Here is a 24520-nt window from a genome sequence, read left to right on the forward strand (position 1 = left end):
TTTCTTTCCTTTATTGTGCCGCTAGCTCTACCGCTAGCTTATCAATGTCATTTAATAGTATTTCGAAATCTGACAGAGTCAGACACGGATTCAAAATTGTAAATTTCAGCGCTGAGTGGCCATTTACCACCGTTTCGCCCAAGACCGCTACGCCACGAACTAAGGCTTCGATACGTACTTTTTGATTTAGTTTGTCTAGACGAGATGCATCCAAGTGCTTGCAACGGAACAAGACGGTCGACAATGCAGGATCCGCCAACAGCTCAAACATCCCATGCTCTTGTACCATCTTCGCCACTTGCTGAGTTTGTTCTAGCAGGTGATCGTACATTGCACCTAGCGCTTTAGGGCCAACATTTTGCATGGTCATATACACCTTAAGCGCATCAAATCGCTTAGTGGTCGCCATTGTTTTGTCTACAAGGTTTGGTAGCTCATCGTGCTCACGGTTCAGGTAGTCGGCATGGTGTAACAGATAATCAAAGTTGGCTTTGTCTTTAACCAACAACGAACCGCAGCTGATTGTTTGATAGAACAGCTTATGGAAATCCACAGATACTGAATCTGCTTTCTCTATGCCTTTTAGACGATCTTTATGGCTGCTCAAGATAAGAGCCCCGCCATAAGCACCATCAACGTGAAGCCAAAGGTTTTCTCGCTGCGCAATGCTTGCCATCACTTCAATATCATCGATCGCGCCATGATCCGTAGAGCCTGCCGTTGCTACAACAGCAAACGGCATTAAGCCTTCGGCCTTTGCGTTGGCAATGGTCTCAGCAAGAGCTTCAGTATCCATTGTGCCGTCGTCAAAGGTGTTCACGCAGATCACTGACTTTTCACCAAGCCCCATCCAAGCTGCAGATTTTTGCACGGTAAAATGAGATTTATCTGAGCAGATGATACGAAGCTTATCTGCGTAATCTGGATTACCTAGCTTTTGGATGGAGTGCTTGCTGGTAATATCAGCAAACCAGTCACGTGCAAGTAGTAGGCCCATTTGGTTACTCTGAGTGCCACCACTGGTGAATACACCATCTGAGTTTTCGCCCATCTGATATTGCTCACAAAGCCAATCCACCACTTTCTGCTCAACATAAGTCGCTGCAGAAGCTTGATCCCATGAATCCATTGACTGGTTAAGACCCGCAATCATCGCCTCTGCTGCAACTGCTGGCATTAGAGGTGGAGTATGAAGGTGCGCAATACAGTTAGGGTGCTGAACCATTATCGAGTTCTTGGCAATCAAGTCTGAAGCATCACTGATGACTTCAGTTAGATCTTGATTTCCAGAGTCTAGGTTGACCTTGTTAATCTGAGCTTCTAGCGCTTTCGGGTCCATACCTGAGTACGGCTTATCTACCGCTTCAAATACAGACTTCATTGCATCTACAGTGTGATGCATGACATTGGCAAACTCATCTGCGCCCTGCGCGCCAGTATGAATAAAGTGCTTTTGCCACTGTTTGTTGGTTGGCTCAGGATCGTTTAAAGAACCACCCGCAGCAAGGATAGCTTGCTCCATGGTTTTAAGAGCAAAATCAATCTGCGCGTAAGAGATAATGATTGGTGGCAAGAAACGAATCACACTACCATCACGACCACCCTTTTCAACCATCAAGCCACGCTCGAGCGCCGCTCGTTGAATCGCAAGAGTAAGCTCTCCATCAGCAACACGCTCGCCAAACTTATTACACTCACCACTTGGCTTAACAATCTCGACGCCAAGCATCAAGCCTTTACCACGTACTTCCGCAATACAGTTAACACGACGTTGAATCGCTTCAAGACCTTCTCTTAGGTACTGGCCTGCTTTTGCCGCGTGTTCCACTAAGCCATCACGCTCAATGATCTCTAGCGCCTTAGCGCCCGATACCATTGCTAATTGGTTTCCACGGAAAGTGCCGGTATGCTCACCCGCATTCCATGTGTCGTTCTCTTTCTTGAATACAAGTAGAGACATCGGAAGGCCGCCACCAATTGCCTTAGATAGGCATAGGATGTCAGGAGAAATGCCCGCTTCTTCAAATGCAAAGCGGTAACCTGTTTTACCAACGCCACACTGAATTTCATCCAGCACCAAAAGGATATTGTGTTCATCACAGATACGGCGTAGTTCACGTAACCAAAATGCTGGTGCTGGAATAACGCCGCCTTCACCTTGAACAGGTTCAACGAAGATAGCTGCTGGCTTCATGATGCCGGCTTCATCGTCACAAAGAAGACGCTCAATGTAACGAATGCTCGCTTTAGCACCTGCATCACCGCCAAGACCAAATGGACAACGTAGGCTATACGGGAACGGCATAAAGTGAACATCGGACATGAGTCCAGTACGACGTGCTTTAGTACCAAGGTTACCCATCATACCCATAGTACCGTTGGTCATGCCATGGTAGGCGCCTCGAAATGCAAATACGGTATTACGGCCTGTAGTCTGCTTAGCCAACTTAATCGCGGCTTCCACAGCATCTGCACCTGAAGGGCCACAGAACTGAATCGCAGAGTTCTTAGAAAACTCTTCCGGAAGAAACGCTTTTACTCGCTTAATAAAGGTATCTTTAGCCTGAGTCGTAATATCCAGTGTTTGATACGGCAAGCCACTTTCTAGTTGCTCTTTCAACGCTTGATTAATCTCAGGGTGGTTATATCCCAAGGCTAGCGTGCCCGCACCTGCCAAACAGTCCAAAAACATTTGGCCGCGTGTATCTTCTACTAACGCACCATAAGCACGTTTGATAGCCAGAGGGAGACGACGTGGATAAGAACGAACCTCAGATTCGTGCTCAGCTTGGTCAATTAACATTTGATCTGGTGTTAGGTCATAGGTGCCTTCAACAACAGGAACATCACTTGAAAAAACAGCGTTAGTGGCTGCCATCTCAAATTCAAATGCAGAGCTCATAGATTTACCTAAATTAGAGTAATGGGCCCTTGTTCATTATGAGAACAACAGACTGACATTACGGGTATATAGTACGCAAACATCACTAAATAAAAAGGATGCTTAGGAAATAGTATTTAAAGGGGATGAACTGTCAGATGTGACGGATCAAGGCTCAGTAATAATAGTGTAAGCCGGTAGAACGAAGCTGATTGTCAAATTAGATTGATGATACATGTTGGGTGCCTTTCTCAATGCCATCTTCGGCATCTTATTCCCATCTATCAAACGAAGGCCGTTTGATACCTACCCTACGTAATATCACAATCAGCTTGAATGCTTATTACGCGTGTCCCTCAGAGTGTTCTGAGATTGCGCGGGAATTTAGCAAGAAAACGTGATCTTAGCAACAGTAAACAAGCAAAATGTGCGATTTATAACCGCAGATATATTTCAAAGTATTACATGAAATTCAAATGGCTATTTCGCGCATAAAAAAGCCCCAGCATTAAAACTGAGGCCCGAAGATATTGCGATTTTATCAGTCCGTTTTTATTGGAAAACGCTGCTCATACATGTCCATGAAATCTTTACGAATCAGGTTTTCTAGATGATTCGCTTTATCCGTTGGGCAAAAAATCATGTAGTGGACAATCTGCTCCGCATTAATGTTACTGGTAATGTGAATGTGTGGCTCTGCTCCCGGCAAATCTAAGCCCGCATGCTTCTCGATCATCGCGTTATAGCGAATAGCAACCTCACTAAAATACGCACAATGTTCTTCAATCTTTTCTGTTAATTCAGGAAGCATCGGATATAAGTTAACAAAGTCTTTCACCACAATTGAGAAGTTATGATAAACATAGCGCTTCATGAAGTTGAGGTTTTTCACTGGATAGGTAAAGAACATGCTATTTGGCAGTGTCGCTGTCTTACCCGTGTAATGATATTGCCCATGATGAAGGTCGATCTCTTGAATCACTGTCGCCATCATATTGTGCTCTATCACCTCTCCACTTAACTTACCCACTTCAATCCAATCGCCGATACGAAATGAGCGTGAGCTGGCTCGTTGAATTGAGCCAGTAAAGCAGAGAATGATCTCCTTAGATGCCACAACGATAGCCACGGCAATAGCAGTAACACTTAACGCAAACTGATTGATTTCAGATTGCCACAAGATAAACAGAATAATCAGGGTAAACGCAAAACTGCCATTCTTAGTCTTTGACATCCAATTGCGCTGCTTTTCTGAGATAAAAGCATCTTTACCACGAATCAAAGACAATAAAGAGCGACGCAATAACCAAATGACGAGTAAAATTAGTGCACTGAAAATACTTTTATAAGTAAGAAGAAAATCGACAATTGGCTGCAATCTCTCCATGAGTCGCTCCCAGATAAGTGAATAAGTGACAGAGGATAAAGAATCTATTCATATTACGGATAATAAACACTTTAACGCGTAGTTAAAGGCTCAGCGGTAACTTTCTTGAACTCTGTTGAGGTGAGTAGAGAAATAGAGCCTTCTATCTATAGACTTGGGATATAAAAACCAAAAAAGCCCTAGCATTTCTGCTAGGGCTTCTTAATTTGGAGTGACGCGATCAGTTGGGTACGAGGTTCCTCGTATTTGGTCTCATCAATTCTAAATTTTGGAGCGACACACGAGGTTCGAACTCGTGACCTCAACCTTGGCAAGGTTGCGCTCTACCAACTGAGCTAGTGTCGCATAATAGATGGTGCCCCGGGCCGGACTTGAACCGGCACAGCGCGAACGCCGAGGGATTTTAAATCCCTTGTGTCTACCAATTCCACCACCAGGGCACGCAAAACTTGTTGCGATGGGTAAGACACCATCTTCTTACAGCTGATAGCTTAAAGCTGACTGCTATAAGTTTTATTTGGTATTATTGAAAGCTTGGAGCGACGCGACCGGCTGGGCACGAGGTTCCTCGTTTTGGGCCTTATCAAGCCAAAACTTGGAGCGACACACGAGGTTCGAACTCGTGACCTCAACCTTGGCAAGGTTGCGCTCTACCAACTGAGCTAGTGTCGCATTCTTTCGTATAGAAATATGGAGGCGCCTCCCGGAGTCGAACCGAGGTCCACGGATTTGCAATCCGCTGCATAGCCACTCTGCCAAGGCGCCATATTCTGTGAGCTGTAAGCATTTAACTTAGAGCTATAATTTGTTGGAGCGTCTCGACCAGACTGGGCACGAGGTTCCTCGTGACTGAGTCGAACGTTCCTAATTTTTTGGAGCGACACACGAGGTTCGAACTCGTGACCTCAACCTTGGCAAGGTTGCGCTCTACCAACTGAGCTAGTGTCGCTTTGTGTTCTTTCGAACTAATTAGATGGTGCCCCGGGCCGGACTTGAACCGGCACAGCGCGAACGCCGAGGGATTTTAAATCCCTTGTGTCTACCAATTCCACCACCAGGGCACGCAAAACTTGTTGCGATGGAGACACCATCTTAGATACCGCTTACGCCATATCCTTTATATTTGGAGCGACACACGAGGTTCGAACTCGTGACCTCAACCTTGGCAAGGTTGCGCTCTACCAACTGAGCTAGTGTCGCAAATTCTCGTTAAGAGAATGGAGGCGCCTCCCGGAGTCGAACCGAGGTCCACGGATTTGCAATCCGCTGCATAGCCACTCTGCCAAGGCGCCTCTGTGTTACTGAAGAATGTTTCTCTTCGGTACGGGGTGGCATTTTACGGATTCACCCCGTTGAGTCAACAGAATTTTTATAATTTTGATTCGTTTGCTCGCTTTACAATCAAACCGCATGCAAGTGGTTAGATAAGTATCAAATACTGGTCAAATTACGCTTAATTTGACGTATTTTTCTGCACTGCAATTTTCACTAACTCTTTGTTTGCGTTGATGTGAAGACGCTTAGACATAAAATATTTGCAATTGGTTGTCGCAAATACAAAAAAACCAGCTTTCGCTGGTTTTCTAAAATCTATTTTAATCTTCTGAATGGAGCAGATCGTCTTTGGCTGCCATTAAATACTGCACCATAGACCACAGAGTGAGGACTGTTGCCACATACAAGGACAAGTAGCCAATCCATACCATCCAATCGTCGTAGCGCCAGATAAGAACCCACAACGCAAACATTTGCGAGAATGTCTTTACTTTACCTACCCAGGATACGGCTACACTAGAACGTTTACCAATCTCTGCCATCCACTCTCTTAGCGCAGAAATGATAATTTCTCTAGAAATCATAATAATTGCTGGAACGGTAATCCAAATCGTATTGAAGTGTTCTGCAATTAGCAGTAGCGCTGTCGCTACCATCACTTTATCGGCGACTGGATCTAAAAATGCGCCAAAGCGAGAAGTCTGTCCTAATTTACGAGCGGCAAGGCCGTCTAGCCAATCTGTAAATCCAGCAACCCAGAACACCATAGCTGCAGTGAATGGCGCCCATGAAGTTGGTAAATAGAACACAATGACAAACACTGGGATCAAGAATAAGCGGATCATGGTAAGAATGTTTGGGATAGTCAATCGCATTTTATTTACTCTGAAGGCACGTGAAAACAACGCGCTTATCTGTTACCAATCGTACTAAATAATTGGTCATCCTAGCTTGTTAAAACACTCGATGACTGCGTTAGAATTTTTGATTGTAGAATAACTACTTATCGAAAAATTCTGTCTTGTTCTCGAGCACTTTTCCCACGCTATTTCTGATCACTTACTTAGTGTGATTGGTATGACTTAAAATTTAAACCCAATGTTGCGGGATTTTAGCTAGTGTTGCAACGCCTGAACTATCTTTTCTGCTAAAGAATCACTGATACCGGGTACTTTGGCTATTTCTTCAGCACTGGCTCGCTTTAGCTCCTGTAAACCGCCCATATACTTCAGCAGCGCTTGTCTACGTTTAGGGCCTACTCCCTCAATGCCCTCAAGAGCACTAGTGCGCCTTGTTTTACCGCGCTTGGCTCTGTGCCCGGCAATTGCGTGATTGTGGCTCTCATCGCGTATATGCTGCATTAAATGAAGCGCTGGCGCATCACTTGCCAAATTAAACTCATCACCTTCTGCTGTGATCATAGTCTCTAAGCCAGGTTTGCGCGTTACACCCTTAGCAATACCGATCAGTCTAGGTCGTTTTGGCCACTGATCCCAATATTGAGAAATAATATCTATGGCTCGATTAAGTTGTCCCTTACCACCATCGATAAAAATAATGTCCGGGATCTTATCAACATCGAGTTGCTTAGAGTAACGGCGTTCAAGAACTTGTCCCATAGCAGCATAATCATCACCACCCGTTATCCCCGTTATGTTGTAGCGACGGTATTCTGGTTTTACTGGGCCCTCATGATTAAACACGACACAGGAAGCAATGGTGCTCTCACCCATCGTATGACTGATATCAAAACATTCCATACGACGAATCGACTCCATATTCAGCACTTCTTGAAGCTCTTTGAAGCGCTGTGAAATGGTCATTTTGTGGTTAATCTTAGTCGTAATGGCACTCAATGCATTGGTATTTGCCAACTTTAAATAGCGACCACGGTTGCCACTAGGATTAGTATGGAAAGTGACGCGTCTACCTGCCATCTGAGTCAACGCTTCTTGAAAAGCTTGCTCCTCAGCCAATAGACCCGCAGCAAATATCAAACGACTAGGCAGTGCCCTGCCCTCTGATTGATTTAGGTAATACTGGCTGATAAAGCTGTAAAATATTTCGTCTTGCTGACTGTTATTGGGGATCTTTGGAAAGAAACTGCGACTGCCCAATATCTTGCCTTGGCGAATCATCAGAATATGAATACACGCCACGCCAGATTCTTGTGCGTAACCGAGCACATCAATATCATCGAAGCTATCTTCAGATACAAACTGCTGCTCTTGAATGCGTCTTATCGCCTGAATTTGATCGCGAAATTTAGCCGCCTGTTCAAATTTTAGAGTGCGGCTAGCTTCATCCATTTTATCGATCAGTTGTCCTACAACCAACTTGTCTTTTCCTTGCAAGAACAAGCGAACCCATTGCACTAGATCTGCGTATTCTTCATCAGAAATCACGCTACTGACACAGGGCGCTGCACACCGACCAATCTGGTACATCAAACACGGTCTAGTTCGATTGGCGTAAATGGTGTCTTCACACTGCCTCATCGGCAGTATTTTCTGAAGCAAATGTAAGGTTTGTCTTACTGCTCCTGAATCAGGATAAGGGCCAAAGTACTCCCCTTTACGCTTCTTAGAACCACGATGAAGGGACAAGCGGGGATGCTTGTGGTTACTAATGAAAATATAGGGGTAGGATTTATCATCTCGAAGCAAAACATTGTACTTAGGCAAGTACTGTTTAATGTAGTTATGCTCAAGGATTAGTGCTTCGGTTTCAGTGTGCGTCACTGTAACGTCTATGTGGTCAATGTGACTGACCAGCGCACGTGTTTTCTCGTTATCGAGCTTTTTTCTGAAGTAACTGCTGAGGCGTTTTTTTAGATCTTTCGCTTTACCGACATAGATAACAACAGCCTCGGCGTTATACATACGATAAACGCCGGGCTGGTCGGTAACCGTTTTAAGAAATGCGGCTGAGTCGAACCCTGTTGTCACTAAAGAGTCTCTGTATCCAACATTCCGTGACGAATAGCTAGGTGAGTCAATTCAACATCACCACTGATATCTAGCTTGTTAAACAGTCGATAGCGGTAGCTATTTACTGTTTTAGGGCTAAGGCTCAGTTGCTCGGAAATATCCGTGACCTTCTGGCCTTTGGTGATCATCAACATGATTTGTAGCTCACGCTCTGAAAGATCCTTAAACGGATTATCAGAAGAATGCGAAACTTGACTAAGAGCCATCTGTTGAGCGATCTCAGGTGAAATGTAGCGTTGACCGCTGTTCACCATGCGAATTGCGTTAACCATTTCATCAGGACCCGCTCCCTTCGTAAGATAGCCGGCAGCACCAGCTTGCATTACTTTAGTAGGAAATGGGTTTTCCGTATGAACGGTCAAAACAATAATCTTAACGTCTGGGTTAAAACGTAAGATTTTCTTTGTGGCCTCAAGACCACCGATACCTGGCATGTTCATATCCATAAGGATTACATCAACATGGTTATTTCGGCACCATTTTACAGATTCTTCACCGCTTTCAGCTTCCCCTGCTACGTTCATTCCACGGACGTCTTCAATAATACGTCTTATCCCTGTGCGTACAAGCTCGTGATCATCTACAAGGAAAACATTAATCAAACTTGTATCTCCACACTTTTTATTATTTTTGCCGCAAAGTTAGTCATGAATGAATCATAACATGCGGTCCATATTCTACGTTAATGCTGTAGCCAACAACATCCAAATATGCTCAGTATTCGCCATTTTTACAACAATTTAGTTCAATTATTATGACGTACTACTGCATTAAGGGGATCGTTCGTTCGTTTTTTATACCAAACCCAATCTTATGCAACAGAAATCATAAGTAACTAGTTAGGATAAAGGTCCATTTTTTATCCAATAAAATCAGTAAATTGAAAAACATTGTTGATAGAAACCAGATTCATATAACTACCAAGACGAGGGTTTGGTATCATCCTCTTTAGTAAGAGTAGCAAAAAGGTTTGCAGATTGCGTTCAGGATTTATACTAACTCGTCAAAGTAAAGATTTAGGTTTTTCTAGCCTTATTGAGCTGTGGGTTTCTACGGATCTAGGGCCTACTTTGGTGCAAATCCCAGAACAAAAATCTGTTTACTTTATAAACACCTCTTTCGAGGCACAGGTTAAGCAGTTAGCAAAACAGCTCAATATCCCTTGCGAGACTAAATCTCTCCCTCTTAAAACCTTTCAGTTAGAGGCGACAACTGCCTGCTACTTCCCTACTCGAAAACATGCATCTGATTTAGAAACTGTATTAAATAACCACTCTATACCTGTCTATGAATCCGATATACGACTGGTCGATCGTTACTTGATGGAGCGGTTTATCCAAGGGCAAATAGAGTTTGATGGTGCCGAGCAACAAGAACACAGCTTTATCAAGGTAGCGAATGCACAGTGTCGAGCGGCTAAAGACTACTCTCCAAGCCTATCCGTTGTTTCATTGGATATAGAATGTTCTGCCAAGGGCGTACTTTATTCTGTGGGCTTAGACTCCAAGCTCGATAGTCGAGTCATCATGATTGGCGAAGCCCAACCAGAGCAAGGTACACCAATTCAGTGGGTCGAGAATGAACGAGCCCTTTTGGTGGCATTGATTGACTGGTTTACCCAGTTTGACCCTGACATCATTGTTGGTTGGAATGTGATTGGCTTTGACATGCGCCTGTTAGTGCAGCGAGCAGAGCAAAACAAACTAAGACTCACGCTAGGTAGAGGAAAACAAACCTGCTTTTATCGACAGTCTAACCAAAGCCAACAAGGTTTTATTACCATACCTGGGCGTGTGGTGATTGATGGTATTGATGGTCTCAAATCGGCCACTTACTCTTTCGATTCTTGGTCATTAGAGTCTGTTTCTCAAGAGCTCCTTCACGAAGGAAAAGCCATACACAATGTGCAAGACAGGATGGAAGAGATCAATCATATGTTCCATCACGATAAGCCAGCTCTTGCCAAGTACAACCTACAAGACTGCGTGTTGGTAAATAAGATAGTTGAGAAAACCCACCTACTCGACTACCTCATTCAGCGCAGTAAACTGACAGGCCTAGCGCTAGACCGCATAGGTGGCAGTGTCGCAGCGTTCTCTAATCTATACCTTCCGCGCCTACATAGGGGTGGCTATGTGGCTCCTAACTTAATGCCAAACGATTGGATTGCCAGTCCCGGTGGATTTGTTATGGACTCAAGGCCAGGACTGTATGACTCGGTTCTGGTTCTTGATTTTAAAAGCCTGTATCCCGCTATCATTCGCAGCTTTCTTATTGATCCAATGGGGTTAATCGAGGGGCTACAAATAGAAATAGGCAACAATCCAGATCAAGCTGTACCCGGCTTTCGTAAAGCGCAGTTTCATAGAGAAAAACACTTTTTGCCCAATCTCATTGAAGAGCTATGGCGAGCTCGAGATCAAGCAAAGAAAGACAGGGAAGTGGCCTTTTCTCAGGCGATTAAGATCATCATGAACTCTTTTTACGGCGTGTTGGGCTCATCCGGATGCCGCTTCTTTGATACACGATTAGCGTCATCGATTACGTTACGCGGTCACGAAATAATGAAAACCACACGTAAGCTTATTGAAGAGCAAGGCTACGAGGTGATCTATGGCGATACTGACTCAACGTTTGTCTCTCTCAAAGATGAGTGCTCTCAACAACAAGCGGATGAAATTGGTAATGCGCTAACCAAACATATCAATAGCTGGTGGACACAACACTTAGAAGAAGAATATAACCTCACCTCTCTGCTTGAGCTTGAGTATGAAACCCATTTTTCACGATTTTTCATGCCTACCATTCGCGGCTCGGAAACAGGTTCAAAGAAGAGATATGCTGGATTAATTACTAAGGATTCTGGCTCACGTATCGTATTTAAAGGCTTAGAAAGTGCACGTAGTGACTGGACTGAGCTTGCACGTGATTTTCAGGCTCACCTCTACGAACTCATCTTTGCTGGTTCCGACCCGACACAGTTCATTCTAGATACTGTGGAACAAGTCGAGAGCGGCGAGTTAGATGATAAGCTAGTGTATCGCAAGCGCCTGCGCCGAAGGCTGCACGAATACCAAAAGAACATCCCACCTCAGGTGCGCGCAGCTCGCTTGGCCGATGAAATTAACCAGCAACTTGGGCGACCATTGCAATATCAAAACCGTGGCAGAATTTCCTATATGATGACCACGATTGGCCCTGAGCCCCTTGAATACGTTAAAAACGCAATAGACTACGAACACTATATAGATAAACAGATAAAACCGATTGCCGATGCCATCTTACCCTTCGTTGGGCTAAAATTTGATGACATTAATGCACCTCAGCTTGGGCTGTTCTAACGATACCAATCACGTTGAGTAAGGGGCAGAAATAGCGCTGGATGACAAGCTAGAATAAGCAGTTGTTCACGACGATTGGTATTAACTCAATTAAGGCGTACAATCGCGCTAATTATCAAAGATACCGCTAAGGAAATCTAATGACTGAACTTTTGTCTTACGATGACACCATCGATACCGCTTACGATATTTTTCTCGAGATGGCTCCAGATAACCTAGAGGCCGCTGATGTGGCTCTGTTCACTCTTCAATTTGAAGATAGAGGTGCTGCTGAGTTAGTCGAAACAGGCGATGATTGGATTCAACACGTAGGGTTTGAAGTTGACAAAGAAACCTATGCCGAAATCAAAATCGGCCTAGTAAACGAAACTGATGATACGCTAGATGATGTATTCGCTCGACTATTAGTATCACGCGACCCTGACCACAAGTTCTGCCATATTTTGTGGAAGCGCGACTAAGCTTTTTGCAAGTAAACAAACAAGAGCCAGATGTTAATCCATCTGGCTCTTGTTTGTATCCGATGTTTGAGTCTTACCTTCGACCTTGGCGATAAATCAAAGCCATTGCTAGCAGCAGCGTGGCATACATGATTAGCAAGGGTAATGCGGTCGAACTAGATAAGCTTGATGCCACAAACGAAACCAGTGCGGTGCACAACCAGCAAGCAGAAAAAACTAAGGCATTCGCGATGCCTGCTAAATGTGGAAACGGTGATAACGCTTGCCCCAAGAACAAAGGAAAAAGCACACCGAGCGCTACGATAACAATCGCTACTGGAACGACAAACGCCACCAAACTCAGTCCAAAATAATACTGATAGGCAATACCCAACGCGACAGCAACTATCGAAAAGCTGACTGAGATTTTTACCTTTGTTTCTGCAGCAACTGAGAAAAACAAACGATTACAAAGATTCCCTACCAACCAGCATGCTCCAAGAAACAGAGCTATCTTGCCATAAAAAACGGGGGTATGACCGAGAGTCCCCTGCACTAGAAAGGGTGCAACGGTATTAAAGGCTGGCAAAATACTGTAAAGAATCCCACAAATAATCGCCACGCGACGAAAATCTGGATTGCCAATAATTTCCGACAGACTGCCTTTCACAAAACTCATATTGAATCGAGTTCGAGTGTGTGAGTCTTTGTAAAACAGCAGTAGCAATACTCCGCCCAGAGCAACCCAGCCCATTAAGGCGTAAAACACCATGCTCCAACCAAAATGAGACTCTAGATATCCACCCACAAAAGGCGATAAGGTCAGGCCTAGTGCAAAGGATATAGTAATCCAGTTAACCGCGCGTAAGTACTCTTCACCATGAAACATATCCTTGATAGCCGCCCTGCCGCCCACCGCAACTAAAGAAACTGCAAGACCTTGTATTAGACGAAGCGCCACTAATGCCGATATCGAAGATGCATTGGCTGCAGCAAAAAGTGCGACCACTAGCACTAAGCAACCCACCAGCATAGGTTTTTTTCGACCAAAGGCATCGACGATAAAACCAGCCGCTATTTGCCCTAAACCAAACCCTAGAATAGCGGTGGTAAAGGCCCACTGGGTCAAGGATTCATTGGTTGCCAGTGCAGCTTTAATTGAAGGAAGTGAAGGCACAATAATATCGACAACAATGCCACCAAGCGCAATCAATATATACATTAATATCGCTAAGTTCCGCCTATAAGTTCGTTCCATACACTCCATTCTCTCAATCTACTATTTATGCATCTTGGCACATGTCATTAACTGATAATTTCCTACCGAAGAATGAATTGCAATGAAACTCAATGAAAAATTATATTTCATATCGCTAGGCTAATAGGCCGGTGGTTCGAGTCGAAAGACATCTGATAGCGAATAGTTTGTATTTTCTGTCGTCAGGAGGTGTAGCTCTGGGGATTGGATTGGTCATATTTTGCTATTGAAAAGCTTTTCTTCGACAACATAAAAAACGGCAGTTCATGACCGATTGCCTATACCAATGCAATCCCATCATTTACTGCCGTCTTACTCGTTCCCGCTACTCTGCGATGAACGGGTTTATTACGTGCTCACTATCAAGCGTCGCTAGCTAACTCTTCCGTTACGTTTGAATGGCCATTGTATTTGATATTATGAAACACCGTGTACAAGACAGGCACAACAATCAGTGTCAGTACGGTGGCAAAACCTAAACCAAACATGATAGTTACCGCCATCGGTCTAAAGAAGATATCCGGTAGCAATGGGATCATGCCCAGTATCGTTGTAATAGCCGCCATACACACCGGTCTAACACGACTCATAGCGGCTTCCACTACCGCAAGGTAAGGGTCCTTTCCTGAGCGCATTTCAAGTTGAATTTGATCAATCAATACGATTCCGTTCTTCAATAGCATCCCAGATAGACTCAGCAAACCAAGCAAAGCCATAAATCCAAATGGAGTATCAAACAACAGCAAACCACAAGTCACACCTACAATCGCCAATGGTACAGTTAACCACACTATCAACGGCTCTTTAACAGTACTGAATAAGAACACAGTGACCAAGAACATAAACAGATAGCCCATTGGCATACTTGAAGCCAAAGCACCTTTTGCGTCACTAGATGACTCTAGTTCCCCACCCCACTCCAAGCTATAACCTGGAGGCATTTCAATGGCTTCAACTTTTTCTTGTACGCGTGCTTGCAAGGTAGCTGCGGTTTCATCACCTAAGATGTCATGGTCAGCAAATACCGTCAGCATACGCTTTCTGTCTTTACGCATGATGATTGGGTCTTCCCAGCGGGTTTCATAACCCATCAACATTTGCTGCAAAGGCACATAATCATTAAGTACTGGGCTCCAGATTTTCAAACTGTCGATGTTTCTAAAATCAACGCGCTCTTCCTCTGTTAAACGCCCAACAATTGGCATTAACGTTGTGCCATCACGATACAAACCTGCTGTTTTTCCTGAGAATGACATTTGTAAAAAGTCATCTATATCAGATTTAGTGATTCCGTAACGACGAGCCTGACTTTCGTTGAAGATAGGTTCTAGAACCTTGGTTCTCTCTCTCCAGTCATGACGAATATTGTGAGCACCTGGGTCGTCATTCAAAATATCCACCACTTGAGCACCCAATTCGCGCAATACCGTTGGGTCCGAACCGATCACACGTGCTTCAATTTTTGCGCCGCCGCCAGGACCTAACTCAATTTGCTTCATGCGGTGGTCTATTTCTGGATAGTTAGTATCCAAGTGATCAATGTACTTAGCCATGACGCCTTGCAGTACTTCATAGCTCTCTACTCGTGTAGTGACTTCACCATAGGCTGCATAGCTTTTCTCTGGGGTGTAAGTAAGCATAAAGCGTTGCAAACCTTCACCTGCAGAGGTGGTCACATCTTCCACTCCGTCTTGCTCTAAAAGCCACGTTTCTAGCTCTTTTAGCTTATCGTTGGTAGCACGAATATCCGTCCCTTCCGGTAGCCAGATATCTGACATAAAGATAGGGGTGGTGGACGCAGGAAAAAACGACTGCTTGATAAAGCTAAATCCATACAGGCTTGAGCAGAACATCACTATTAGCGCTGAAATAGTTAGCCAAGCGCGATTCATACAAAACTCAAGGAACTTACGATAGATAACAAATACAAAACCGTTGTATTGGCTACCCTCTTCATTCACTTCCACTTTTTGTCCCTTGAAGAACAAATCTGCAAAAAATGGCGTCAATGAGATCGCGGTGAACCATGACAGCATTAAAGAGATTAACAACACGGTAAATAAGGTACGACAGTACTCACCCGTTGAGTCCTCAGACAAACCGATAGGAGCAAATGCGGTTACTGCAATTACAGTCGCACCCAATAGTGGCCACTTGGTTTGCGTAACAATGTCCGTCGCTGCTTGTAGTCGAGTGCGCCCCTTTTTGATACCGACCAGTATGCCTTCAACAATCACGATGGCATTGTCCACCAGCATCCCTAGTGCAATCACCAGTGCACCAAGAGAAATACGCTGCAGTTCTATGCCAAGGTAGCTCATGAATACAAACGTACCTAAAACCGTCAACAGCAAGACCAGTCCAATCAATACTCCAGAGCGGATGCCCATAAAGAACAGCAGCACCACAATCACGATACCAACCGCTTGACCTAGACTGACCACAAAGCTATTTACCGACTTCTCTACTTCACCCGGCTGAGCATAGATCTCATCAATGTTGATACCGATTGGCTGTTGATACTCAAGCTCTGCTAATTTTTGATCTAAGGCTTCACCAATAGAGACCACATTCACGCCTGCGTTGAATGAAATGCCCATATTAAGCGCCATATTGCCATTAAAGTTCAGTACATTGGTTGGAACATCGATATAACCGCGCTTGATCTCTGCTACATCTTTTAAGTACACCAATCCAGATGTGCTCTCATCAGTGATGATGAGATCGCCTAGCTGTTCGACACTATCGAATTGCCCTGTTGGGTGGATTCGGATGTATTCATCGCCAACCCTTACCGCACCTGCAGATGACACTGTGTTTTGGGTATTTAGTAGGTTGAATACCGTCTCAGGTGCAATACCAAGAGCGTTCATACGCTTCATCGACATCTCGATGAACACTTGCTCTTGCTGCTCACCAGAAACAGACACTTTACTTACACCGTCAACAAGCTCTAGCTCACGACGGAGATAGTCCACATAGTCGAGCAACTCTTTATAAGAATAGCCTTCGCCAGTGACCGCTAACAGCACCCCATACACATCACCAAAGTCATCAATTACCGCCGGAGTATTCACCCCTGGTGGCAAAGAACCTTGGATATCAGTCACTTTTCGGCGCAGTTCATCCCATATTTGCGGAAGATCTTCTGAAGTATAGTTTCGCTTGATCGTCACCGTGATCTGCGAAAGCCCGCGCGTTGATATGGAGGTCACTTCATCCACATAGGTCAGCTGTTGAATCGCTTTTTCCAATGGATAGGTAACTTCTTCTTCCACTTCTTCTGGCGTCGCACCAGGGTAACTGGTTACGACCATTGCATCTTTAATTGTAAATGCAGGGTCCTCTAGGCGACCGAGGTCGAAAAAGGCTGCAGTACCACCAATAAAGAAGATCAGGGTGATCATCCAGCTGATCACTTTGTTGCGAATAAAATACGCAGCAATACCGGTTACTTGCTCATCTTTTTGAGCGGTAGTTTGGTCACTCTGATTAGAACTCACTGTACTGCCCCCATATTTGTCACTTTCACTTCAGCGCCCTCTCGCAACTGCGATAACCCTTTAACAACGATGGTTTCATCACCCTCTAATCCAGCAATCACTTGCACTGAACTTCCGGTGATCGCTCCCGTTGTTACTTTTTGTTTTCTCACTGTGTTGTTGTCATACACCCAAACGTATTTTTCATTTCGATTAAGGGCGTCACCATCGGCGTTAATCAGTGCTTGATACGGCACGGTAGAAACCGAACCTAATTCCATGCCAGAGATGTTTTCTGGTTTAATGGCTTCAACCGCCATACCGTCCAGAATCAGTTCACCTTTTGGCATCGGTAGCGTTAAGGTGATGGTGTAAGTCCCAGATGTTGGATCAGGCTCAGTGGTAAACTCTTTGATGGTTGCATCGTAAAGTTGTCCAGTTGGTGATTGAACACGAGCCGTTGCCTGCCAAATCTCTTTCTGAGAGGGTTTATTGATGAACAAGCGGTCGGGTATTTTGACCAACACGTCCACCTCATCAATATTGTGAACATTCACTATGTTCTGACCTAAAGTGATATTCTCAAATTGTTCGACATTGACTCGAGAAATCATGCCGTCTATCGGAGACTTTAATTGGGTATATTCCAAGTACAGACGAGCAAAATCTAACTCTACTTTTGCCATTTGGCGCTTAGCTGACAACTCGTCAAACTCGGATTGAGCCAATAGCCCTTTCTCAAGCAAAGGCTTTGATCTTTGGTATCGACTATTGATTGCGCTATAGCTTGCTTCGGCATTGCGCACTGCAATCCTAAAATCGCGAGGGTCTAATGTAGCGATGACGTCACCTTTGGATACGCGATCACCCTCTTTCACTAACACTTCAACAACTTCACCAGAAACAAGGAAACTCAAATGAGCACGCTCAGCCGCCGTTGCGATAGCAGGAAACATCAAAGCATGAGGTGCAGATGTAGCGTCTAGCTGAAGCAGTTCAACACTTTGCAATCGAGTTGTAGGCTCAACACTTGGTCGTTCACAGCCACTAAGAAAATAAGGAGTGGCCAAAACAAACAACCACTTTAAAGTCTGAGATTTGAATGCACTCACAGGCCTTTCTCCTTGATCCACTCACGTACCTTCATACCTTCTGACAATTGATTCACGCCAGACAAAACGATTTGGTCACCATCTTCTAAGCCCGAGATCAATTGCCCATTCTCAGCCAATACGACAGGGGTTTTTACCGTGCGAGATTCATTATCAATGCGCCAAACACACCAATTTACCTCACATGCAAATACCGAAGATTCAGGTAAGGTTGAAGGGTTAGCCCTAGGAAGCGAAAGAGTCACATCACCAGACATACCTGGCATGATCCCAATGTCATCAGGTCTTTCCATTACCATGGTCACTTTATAGTTACCGGTAGTGGAATCTGACTCCGTATCAATTTCTTGGAATACCAGTGGGAAGTTTTCGTCAGAATACGAATCAAACTGCATGTGGAATTGCGCATCCGATCCTTTCACTCGGTTTACCATCGAGCTTGGAAGCTGAAACACAACTCTCAATAAAGAATCCGATTGAATGTTCATGGCACTTTGTTTGGCTTCAAGATACTCAAAGTTATCGATGTGTCTCATGGAAATAGTGCCATCAAAAGGCGCAACTAAACGCGTGTCTTGAAAGTTCGCTCTCGCTTGCTCATACGTCGCTTTCGCCACTTGTTCAGCAGCAACCGCCTGATCATAATCTTGCTCTGATATGACTCGGTCGGCGATCAGTTTCTTCGCACGCTCAAGCTGCACATTAGCCAGTGCATACTCAGCTTCAGCTTCAGCCAAAAACAGCGCATATTCCTCTTGGTTTAATAGTCCAAGCAAATCGCCTTTTTTCACTTTTTGTCCAGTTTTAATAGGCAGATTGATCACTTGTCCTGATACACGAAATGCCAAAATGGCCTTGTCACCCGCAAGCGTAGAGGCTGGGAAGACACGCTCAAAGCGATCACTACCCGCTGACACCGTAATAAGTTTGGCTGGTCTCGATTCTGGTTCTGCCACAAGTGCCTGCTGATTATCACAGGCAGTTAAACTGAATAAGCACACAGGAATAACCCAGGCTCGAGTAAAGTAAGATCCTAACACTCTATTTCTCATTTAATTCACATTAACGAACTGGCTTATGGCTAAGCCATAAGCACGAAGATAAAGGTTGCACTCAACTTATTTAGAGATGACTAACATCAACACAAAAAATAAAACTAAGCCAAATGCTTGTTTTGAGACAATGATCAGAACAATTAACATCCAATGTATTAATCTACTCTGTCAAAGATCAGTCGCATTTAACCACTACGGCTTATACATTTCTATTGTATTTTATTTATTCAGTTTATGGATGCATTGATGAAACTGGAATAACCCATACTAAGTAACTGTTTTAAAAGTACTTATTAATTTGTATAAACCGGGGTTATTTCAAAACATAAGATGACTTTATGTATTCTGATGGTTTTATTTATTAATATATTACTCAAAGATAAAATGCATTATTCAAGATAATAGTCATTTGTAAATATAACTAAGAGAAATTATATTCCACCTAATTAACTCATAAGTTCAATCTTATTTAAGGTAAACCACTGCAAATAGATCTATTATATTTTATCACTTCGTTAAAACATTAATTTTCAAATCGGCTTCCCATAGCAAAGCGGCTCTCAATCTAAACTGTATCCCTTGTCTGATGCACAAACCTAAGTCGAACTTCCTGAACTGACACTTCCAGATTCACCCTTTACTGAGCCACCTATCCGATCCGCTGTAGATATAAACTCTCTGTATTCCTTCTCTTTAATTGGTACCCCATGCTTCAACAACTAAAACTCTTTCACGTGATTAAAAGGTGAAAAACTTTATACTTCATGTTGACCTGTCTACTACTTCATAGTTTAAGTTATAGAAATCCAAGTAAGGAATCATTGCTATGTATCGCATATCAGAGTTGGCTCAGAAAGTCGGCCTATCACGTACTGCTTTGCTCTACTACGAAAAGTTAGAGCTGATCAGTGGCGTCAGGTTAGAAAATGGATATCGCGTATACAGCGATAAAGACGTGCAAAGAGTACTGCTGATTCAGACTCTGCAAGCAGCAGGGTTAACCTTAAAGGAATGCAAAGGTTGTCTAGAGGCAAAAATAAACAGAACTCTGCTGATAAACCGTCTGGGTGAACTCGATAGAGAGATCAAACAGAAGCAACACTCTAGAGGCGTGTTAGCGGCGCTTCTTGGCGAGGGTGACCACAGAGCTTGGCATGAGACTGCCAATCAATTAGCACCAGACGCTCACTTGGATTGGCTTATTAAACAAGGCTTTGATGAAAAAGAAGCCCTCAGATTAAAATGGTTATCAAAAGACATGAACGAACATCAAGATTACATGACTGACTTTATAAAAGTCTTCGAAACACTCGACCGATGGGGACCTGGCAGCGAGCAATCCACGTTGAACGCTCTTAACTCCGTGCCACTCAATAGCCGTAACATACTAGAGATTGGTTCAGGTAAAGGGTTAGCTACAACCGTGTTGGCAAACAATACTCAAGCGAAAATCACAGTAGTGGATAACGAGCAGTCAGCGCTAGACAGATTAGGTGAGCGTTTTACTGAAGACGGTATAAGCGAACGTATTAACCCTGTATGCGCCAGCATGACTGAACTGCCCTTTGCGCCTGAAAGCTTTGACCTAATTTGGGCAGAAGGTAGTGCTTACATCATGGGCGTAGAAAGTGCCCTCAAACAGTGGCGACCAATACTAGAAAACGATGGCGTCCTGATGTTTAGTGACTTGGTATGGTTTACTGATGCCCGTACCCCGGAAGCACAAGCATTTTGGAAGGGCGAATACCCCGACATGCACAGTGTTGCTACACGCTTAGAGCAGATAAAAACAGCTGGCTATAAAGTGATTGAGCACTTCCCTCTTAGTCAACAAGCTTGGGAGAATTACTTTTTACCAGTGAAACAAAGGGTCAGTGAGTTATTACCAAGCATGCCTGACTCTAATGCGCTAAACGACCTCGCAAAAGAGGTCAGCATCTATGAGCGATACCTGGATGAATTTGGCTACGAGATGTTTATTGTGCAAAAGGCAAAAAAATAACATTAGCCTAAGCTAAATTCACAAACGCAACTTGCCACTTTCACTCTAGAGTTGAACATTTCTGGCAAGTTGCGTTAATTCGTTTTACTCAAATGACCCGTATTGTGGGATTTAGAATCGGTTTTGAGCTAATTACAATAAGCTATCAAAATCACACGAAATTATTAGTTATCCCAGTTAGCTTCGTAGACACGAAGAACGTTTTCTCCGAGGAAACCGCGCACTTCTTGGTCTGTCCATCCATAATCTTCGGAAAGGACACGAGCTACTGCCCAACCCTGCTCCACCGTAATATTCGCCGTAGGGCCACCCATACCAAGCTCTGGGGGATACTGGTCAGTATCTGACAGCAAGGCCGCTAAGAAGTCTTGGTAGTTGTGAAGAAAGTCAGTTGAGAAACAGGTCTTGTCTTTACCGATTAAATCCGCTGTATAAACAACGTGTTTCGCGAATGCTTCTGGAGAGGCATCACCTTCTGCATTAAGGAACATCCCCACCCCAGTTGTACACACAGCACCACCACTTTTACCTACGGCCAAAATAGCTTCGTCAGTTAGATTACGGCCAATCGGATGCAAGCCATACGCATTAGAGTGAGAGGCAATGACTGGCTTAGTTGAGTAGTTCGCAGCGTCAATAGCGGTCTGGCTAGATGAGTGAGATACGTCAACTATGACACCGTTCTTATTCGCCTCTTTAATGAATTCTTTGCCAAGTTCAGTCACGCCTTTGTCGTTGTTGGAACCGCCACCAGCGAGCGCATTGTCTGAGTTATAGACAAAGTTCATTTGTTTGACGCCCATTTCGCTGTACTTGCCGACTAAGCTCATATCAGCAATTGCAAAATCAGCACCCTGTGTATTTAGTGAGTATGAGGGGATCCCTTTGGCGTGGTTGTGGCGGACTTCTTTTACCGTGTACACCTTTTTCAGCCCAAGTTCATTTGCAACGGCACTGGTTTTGTTGAACGTATCAGTTTCCGTAGTCATTTGGCTTGAAGGGTAATTATATGTAGACAGACTTGTGAAAGTCACACCCGCATTCACATTTCGCTGTAAACCCTCAACAATATGATGTTTAGAAAAGCCCTTCACACCAAGGGCTGCGGGCAAAATAGTATTGACATAAATAGCGTCACTAAAGCGACTACGAAATGCATTGTCTTTCGCTTCTTGCTCTGGAGTGCGTGGCGAGTTGTACATGAGATTTAGATATTTTGCACGCTCTAAGATCTCTTGTTGGCTCTTGCCGCGAGGGCTCCATAATTTAGATTGAATATCTACATCGGAAACAAAGCCTGCCTTGGCGTTCCAACCACCTTCGACGTGCTCATGCTCATGACCAATATCATGTGCCAGTACAGAAGTAGAAGATAATAAGATTGAAGCGATTAAAGTGTGTTTCATAACAAGCTCTCATTTGACAAGATGGGAGAAGTTTAATTTACTCAACAGTACCGACGTTAACCATTTTGCGACATACGTATTCAAAGATAAGAATTGCGAGTGTGCCGTTCTCAGCATTGTAATAAGGGCGAGGCGTATGACTGATTTTCTTACTCAAGACTTTATCCAACTGGCTAAGTCTAAGTATCTATTAACTTATCTGGACTATTTAAAGCAGCATCATCCTGATGTCTTGCATTTATGGCAGCAAAGCGAGCTACCTGATGAGTTTACTCTGCAATCCTCAGACCTTTTCGTATTGCCCAACTTGGTAGACAGACTTTCTGCTTTGTTAGAACAACACCTTAATTTGGATCAGCAGGTGGCATACATTCGATACTGCGCCCGAACCAACTTACAAAAGGCATTTGAATCCATAGAGTTGACGAGTGGTTACACACTAAAAGAGCAACTCAAAGACTATTTGGACAGAGCCATCTTCGAATCCACCACGTTAAACCATCGATTCTTGCACCAATTAGGAAATACATGGCTAGTGCGCGATAAACCTTTCAAGGATGAGAGTTGGCTGCGTATGTCAGACGCTTACATGGTTGAGTTTTGGACATTACTAATTCAGAAGCTAACCGGAACCTATTGGTACCCCAAAAAGATATGGGTGCAATCCGATGCTAGTCGTTATATTCAAAAGATGTGGGCTGACAGAAGTTTTGAGCTATATGCGCATCGAGAGATAACAGGTATTGAATTACCCGAAGCACTTTTGGGTTTGAAGACACAAACGATGCCAGTGAGGGGTGTCAGCCACCAAACGAAACCTGAGTTATTTAATCTAAAAACAACCCTGCAGCTGAGTCTAAAACCCTATTTAATTAACGGCCGTCCAAGCATAGACACTGCAGCCAATATTCTTGGATTTCATCCAAGGCAATTGCAGCGCAAACTGCACAAAGAAAACTTGAAGTACACAAGAGTACTTGATGAACTGATTTTTGATAACGTCAAAAAAGAATTAGTTGAAACTGAGGATGAGATTGCAGACATTGCTTTTCGGCATGGTTATCGTCTGCAAACCCACTTTACTCGCGCTTTTAAAAAGCACTGTAAACTGACGCCATCAGAATTTAGGAATCAGCAAAAGGGCTAAGAAAACGCGGCCCCTTTTGAGTTTGCAAGGTTGCAGGAAACGAATGCATAAAGGAAGCACCCTTGTTACCTTCGTTTTACAAACAAGATAGCTATTTCAGTATCACCTAAGCTTTATCATCAAAGATACTAGGAATACGTTTAGCAAGTATTTCAGCAAATTTCTTATGCTGATCAACTTGCCAATGTATGCCCTCTTTTGGACAAGGTTGAATTTCGGTTGCCGCATCAAAGAAATGGCAACCCAACTCTTCAGCACGAAGTTTAAAATAATAGCCAAGCTCTTTTGACTTTGGTTCAGCGTTGGTAAATCCCTCTTTAAGCGGATCAACTTCAAGGACATGTGTTGGTGATACAAGTAACACTTCAGGTGGTTTCACCATGAATCTATGTACATAGTTTTGCACCAATTGAACAAGCCTTGCTGCCCCTTTGGATATATCGCTAGCCGTCAAATTGAATCGAGACTTTAGATCATTTGTCCCAAGCATAATCACAACCAGATCTGGATGGTGGCTTTCTATACACGGATAAAGGTAATCTAGCCCGTTTTTACCAGCTTCGTAAGGGTCCTCTAACACGGTAGTTCGGCTGTTTAGCCCTTCCTCAATTACGACATACTCTGAAGGCAGTTGTTTTTGAAGTAGCTTTGTCCAGCGTTCTTCAGAGTTATACCTACGCGGTAAATCAGGCGAGTAACCCCAAGTATTAGAGTCGCCAAAACATAGAATTGATTTCATGAATA

General features: G+C 43.9%; 15 protein-coding genes and 8 tRNA genes. 4 read left to right on the top strand and 19 right to left on the bottom strand.

The genetic code is table 11. The features are described 5' to 3' along the window. Positions 1-10: 10 nt before the first annotated feature. The 13 genes from OCU46_RS07720 to uvrY form a co-directional block, all read right to left on the bottom strand. Positions 11-2902 carry a pyridoxal phosphate-dependent class III aminotransferase gene (locus OCU46_RS07720; protein ID WP_141271478.1) on the bottom strand — a complete coding sequence of 964 codons (2892 nt, stop codon included), beginning with the start codon at positions 2900-2902 and terminating at the stop codon, positions 11-13. Positions 2903-3422: 520 nt separating this feature from the next. Then, positions 3423-4268 (bottom strand): mechanosensitive ion channel family protein, encoded by an 846-nt coding sequence (locus OCU46_RS07725; protein WP_141271479.1) that lies wholly within the window; start codon positions 4266-4268, stop codon positions 3423-3425. A 269-nt stretch (positions 4269-4537) separates the two neighbouring features. Beyond that, positions 4538-4613: transfer RNA gene (locus tag OCU46_RS07730), tRNA-Gly, on the bottom strand. Between the two features lie 8 nt (positions 4614-4621). Further along, positions 4622-4708 (bottom strand) — tRNA-Leu (locus tag OCU46_RS07735). 156 nt (positions 4709-4864) lie between these two features. Then, a tRNA-Gly gene (locus OCU46_RS07740) sits at positions 4865-4940 on the bottom strand. 19 nt (positions 4941-4959) lie between these two features. Then, a tRNA-Cys gene (locus OCU46_RS07745) sits at positions 4960-5033 on the bottom strand. Positions 5034-5141: 108 nt separating this feature from the next. Beyond that, positions 5142-5217, bottom strand: a tRNA-Gly gene (locus OCU46_RS07750). A 25-nt stretch (positions 5218-5242) separates the two neighbouring features. Next, positions 5243-5329, bottom strand: a tRNA-Leu gene (locus tag OCU46_RS07755). A 63-nt stretch (positions 5330-5392) separates the two neighbouring features. Then, positions 5393-5468: transfer RNA gene (locus tag OCU46_RS07760), tRNA-Gly, on the bottom strand. 18 nt (positions 5469-5486) lie between these two features. After that, a tRNA-Cys gene (locus OCU46_RS07765) sits at positions 5487-5560 on the bottom strand. Positions 5561-5863: 303 nt separating this feature from the next. Then, the gene (pgsA, locus tag OCU46_RS07770; protein WP_141268233.1) at positions 5864-6418 is read right to left on the bottom strand and encodes a CDP-diacylglycerol--glycerol-3-phosphate 3-phosphatidyltransferase; all 555 of its coding nucleotides are present in this window, start codon (positions 6416-6418) and stop codon (positions 5864-5866) included. 240 nt (positions 6419-6658) lie between these two features. After that, on the bottom strand, positions 6659-8491 hold the full coding sequence (gene uvrC / locus OCU46_RS07775; protein ID WP_141268234.1) for an excinuclease ABC subunit UvrC: 1833 nt from the start codon (positions 8489-8491) through the stop codon (positions 6659-6661). Beyond that, positions 8491-9135: a UvrY/SirA/GacA family response regulator transcription factor gene (gene uvrY / locus OCU46_RS07780; protein WP_119010335.1), complete on the bottom strand. Its 645-nt coding sequence runs from the start codon at positions 9133-9135 to the stop codon at positions 8491-8493. Before uvrY ends, uvrC begins: the two co-directional genes overlap by 1 nt. Before the next feature lie 375 nt (positions 9136-9510). On the opposite strand from uvrY, the gene OCU46_RS07785 reads away from it, so the two are divergent. Both OCU46_RS07785 and OCU46_RS07790 read left to right on the top strand, forming a co-directional pair. Next, on the top strand, positions 9511-11874 hold the full coding sequence (locus tag OCU46_RS07785; RefSeq protein WP_141268235.1) for a DNA polymerase II: 2364 nt from the start codon (positions 9511-9513) through the stop codon (positions 11872-11874). A 140-nt stretch (positions 11875-12014) separates the two neighbouring features. Then, positions 12015-12335 (top strand): HI1450 family dsDNA-mimic protein, encoded by a 321-nt coding sequence (locus tag OCU46_RS07790; protein ID WP_141268236.1) that lies wholly within the window; start codon positions 12015-12017, stop codon positions 12333-12335. A gap of 73 nt (positions 12336-12408) precedes the next feature. On the opposite strand, the gene OCU46_RS07795 is transcribed toward OCU46_RS07790, so the two are convergent. The 4 genes from OCU46_RS07795 to OCU46_RS07810 form a co-directional block, all read right to left on the bottom strand. Next, positions 12409-13536, bottom strand: coding sequence for an MFS transporter (locus OCU46_RS07795; protein WP_167495312.1), 1128 nt, complete (start codon positions 13534-13536; stop codon positions 12409-12411). Positions 13537-13934: 398 nt separating this feature from the next. After that, entirely contained in the window at positions 13935-17075 is a 3141-nt protein-coding gene (locus OCU46_RS07800; protein WP_141268238.1) for an efflux RND transporter permease subunit, read from the bottom strand. After that, positions 17072-18166: an efflux RND transporter periplasmic adaptor subunit gene (locus OCU46_RS07805; protein WP_141268239.1), complete on the bottom strand. Its 1095-nt coding sequence runs from the start codon at positions 18164-18166 to the stop codon at positions 17072-17074. Before OCU46_RS07805 ends, OCU46_RS07800 begins: the two co-directional genes overlap by 4 nt. Further along, complete coding sequence (locus OCU46_RS07810; RefSeq protein WP_141268240.1) at positions 18163-19206, bottom strand: efflux RND transporter periplasmic adaptor subunit; 1044 nt, start codon at positions 19204-19206, stop codon at positions 18163-18165. Before OCU46_RS07810 ends, OCU46_RS07805 begins: the two co-directional genes overlap by 4 nt. Positions 19207-20047: 841 nt before the next feature. On the opposite strand from OCU46_RS07810, the gene OCU46_RS07815 reads away from it, so the two are divergent. Further along, complete coding sequence (locus OCU46_RS07815; RefSeq protein WP_141268241.1) at positions 20048-21223, top strand: MerR family transcriptional regulator; 1176 nt, start codon at positions 20048-20050, stop codon at positions 21221-21223. Positions 21224-21387: 164 nt separating this feature from the next. Here the strand turns inward: OCU46_RS07815 and OCU46_RS07820 are convergent, their stop codons facing one another. Continuing rightward, entirely contained in the window at positions 21388-22629 is a 1242-nt protein-coding gene (locus OCU46_RS07820; RefSeq protein WP_141268242.1) for a dipeptidase, read from the bottom strand. Positions 22630-22765: 136 nt separating this feature from the next. Between OCU46_RS07820 and OCU46_RS07825 the strand changes: the two genes are divergently transcribed. Next, positions 22766-23776: a helix-turn-helix transcriptional regulator gene (locus tag OCU46_RS07825; protein ID WP_141268243.1), complete on the top strand. Its 1011-nt coding sequence runs from the start codon at positions 22766-22768 to the stop codon at positions 23774-23776. Positions 23777-23882: 106 nt separating this feature from the next. Here OCU46_RS07825 and OCU46_RS07830 read toward each other — a convergent pair whose 3' ends face one another. Then, positions 23883-24515, bottom strand: coding sequence for an SGNH/GDSL hydrolase family protein (locus OCU46_RS07830; protein WP_141268244.1), 633 nt, complete (start codon positions 24513-24515; stop codon positions 23883-23885). Positions 24516-24520 lie beyond the last annotated feature (5 nt).

Origin of the sequence: Vibrio comitans (assembly GCA_024346835.1) — a bacterium.
Classification (GTDB): Bacteria; Pseudomonadota; Gammaproteobacteria; order Enterobacterales; family Vibrionaceae; genus Vibrio; species Vibrio comitans.

Coding starts and splice junctions, on each gene's coding strand:
- OCU46_RS07795 (WP_167495312.1), bottom strand. CDS start 13,536: ATGTATATATTGATTGCGCTTGGTGGCATTGTTGTCGATATTATTGTG.
- OCU46_RS07820 (WP_141268242.1), bottom strand. CDS start 22,629: ATGAAACACACTTTAATCGCTTCAATCTTATTATCTTCTACTTCTGTA.
- pgsA (WP_141268233.1), bottom strand. CDS start 6,418: ATGCGATTGACTATCCCAAACATTCTTACCATGATCCGCTTATTCTTG.
- OCU46_RS07725 (WP_141271479.1), bottom strand. CDS start 4,268: ATGGAGAGATTGCAGCCAATTGTCGATTTTCTTCTTACTTATAAAAGT.
- OCU46_RS07825 (WP_141268243.1), top strand. CDS start 22,766: ATGACTGATTTTCTTACTCAAGACTTTATCCAACTGGCTAAGTCTAAG.
- OCU46_RS07790 (WP_141268236.1), top strand. CDS start 12,015: ATGACTGAACTTTTGTCTTACGATGACACCATCGATACCGCTTACGAT.
- OCU46_RS07720 (WP_141271478.1), bottom strand. CDS start 2,902: ATGAGCTCTGCATTTGAATTTGAGATGGCAGCCACTAACGCTGTTTTT.
- OCU46_RS07815 (WP_141268241.1), top strand. CDS start 20,048: ATGTATCGCATATCAGAGTTGGCTCAGAAAGTCGGCCTATCACGTACT.
- OCU46_RS07830 (WP_141268244.1), bottom strand. CDS start 24,515: ATGAAATCAATTCTATGTTTTGGCGACTCTAATACTTGGGGTTACTCG.